The following is a 1886-nucleotide window of genomic DNA, read 5'->3' on the forward strand; positions in this document are numbered from 1 at the left end:
GAATTATCAGCGGTGTAAATCCAGTGGCCTAAATTATTGATAGAAAGTGTGCCGAATTGGCCTTTTAGGCTTTCGGCTGTGAACTGGGCTTGACCGTTATCAGCATCAGTAATACTTAGCGTCCCATCGACGCGAAGTTTGCCAGCGTGTACGTCTTTATCTTCAGTGAGGCTGGCAATGCTTGTGCCCGAAATAACCGCTTTATCGTCAGTACCGTTAATGGTGACGGTGATTTTCTGCTCAGTGCCATCCACCGAATGTACCACTAAGGTATCGGTGAGTGACTCACTGGTTTTCAGCCCTTGAATCACCGTTTGTGAATTATCAGCGGTGTAGATCCAGTGGCCTAAATTATTAATAGAAAGCGTGCCGAATTGGCCTTGCAGGCTTTCAGCAGTGAACTGGGCTTGGCCGTTATCGGGATCGGTGATGCTTAAATTGCCATTTGCTCGAAGCAACCCTTGATGAACATCTTTATCTTCGGTGAGGTTTGCAGTGCTAGTACCGCCAATCACCGCCTTATCGTCAGTACCGCTAATAGTTACCGTGATTTTTTGCTCGGTGCCATCTACCGAATGTACCAGCAGGGTATCGGTGAGTGACTCACCTGTTTTGAGGCCTTGAATCACCGCTTGCGCGTTATCAGTGGTATAGATCCAGTGGCCCAAATTGTTGATAGAAAGTGTACCAAATTGCCCTTGTAAGCTCTCTGCTTGGAATTGCTGCTGACCCGCATCGGGATCGGTGATGCTTAAATTACCGTCTGCTCGAAGCAACCCTTGATGAACATCTTTACCTTCGGTGAGGTTTGCAGTGCTAGTACCGCCAATCACCGCCTTATCGTCAGTACCGTTAATGGTGACGATGATTTTTTGCTCGGTGCCATCCACAGAATGCACCACTAAGGTATCGGTGAGTGACTCGCCCGTTTTCAGGCCTTGAATCACCGTTTGTGAATTATCAGCGGTGTAAATCCAGTGGCCTAAATTATTAATAGAAAGCGTGCCGAATTGGCCTTGTAGGCTCTCGGCAGTGAATTGGGCTTGGCCGTTGTCAGCATCAGTCACACTAAGTGCGCCATCCACGCGAAGCTGGCCGCCATGCACGTCTTTATCTTCAGTCAGGCTTGCTGTACTAGTACCGCCAATCACCGCCTTATCGTCAGTACCGCTAATAGTTACCGTGATTTTTTGCTCGGTGCCATCTACCGAATGTACCAGCAGGGTATCGGTGAGTGACTCACCTGTTTTGAGGCCTTGAATCACCGCTTGCGCGTTATCAGTGGTATAGATCCAGTGGCCCAAATTGTTGATAGAAAGTGTACCAAATTGCCCTTGTAAGCTCTCTGCTTGGAATTGCTGCTGACCCGCATCGGGATCGGTGATGCTTAAATTACCGTCTGCTCGAAGCAACCCTTGATGAACATCTTTACCTTCGGTGAGGTTTGCAGTGCTAGTACCGCCAATCACCGCCTTATCGTCAGTACCGTTAATGGTCACCGTGATTTTCTGCTCGGTACCATCCACCGAGTGCACTAGCAGAGTGTCGGTGAGTGACTCACCGGTTTTGAGGCCTTGAATCGCCGCTTGCGCGTTATCAGCGGTGTAGGTCCAGTGGCCCAAATTGTTGATAGAAAGCGTACCGAATTGGCCTTTTAGGCTCTCGGCAGTGAACTGTGCTTGGCCGTTGTCGGGATCGGTGATGCTTAAGTTGCCGTCTACTCTAAGCTGACCGCCATGCACGTCTTTATCTTCAGTCAGGCTTGCTGTGCTAGTACCGCCAATCACCGCCTTATCATCAGTACCGTTAATGGTGACAGTAATTTTCTGCTCAGTGCCATCAACAGAGTGCACCAGCAGGGTGTCGGTGAGTGACTCGCCAGTTTT

Annotated in this window: 1 protein-coding gene; it reads right to left on the minus strand. The window is 49.4% G+C overall.

The features are described 5' to 3' along the window. Positions 1-1886: VCBS domain-containing protein (locus ACHUGF_RS17945; protein ID WP_394133297.1), on the minus strand; the 1886-nt coding region annotated here is incomplete at both ends.

Origin of the sequence: Shewanella maritima (genome assembly GCF_043643735.1) — a bacterium.
GTDB lineage: Bacteria > Pseudomonadota > Gammaproteobacteria > Enterobacterales > Shewanellaceae > Shewanella > Shewanella maritima_A.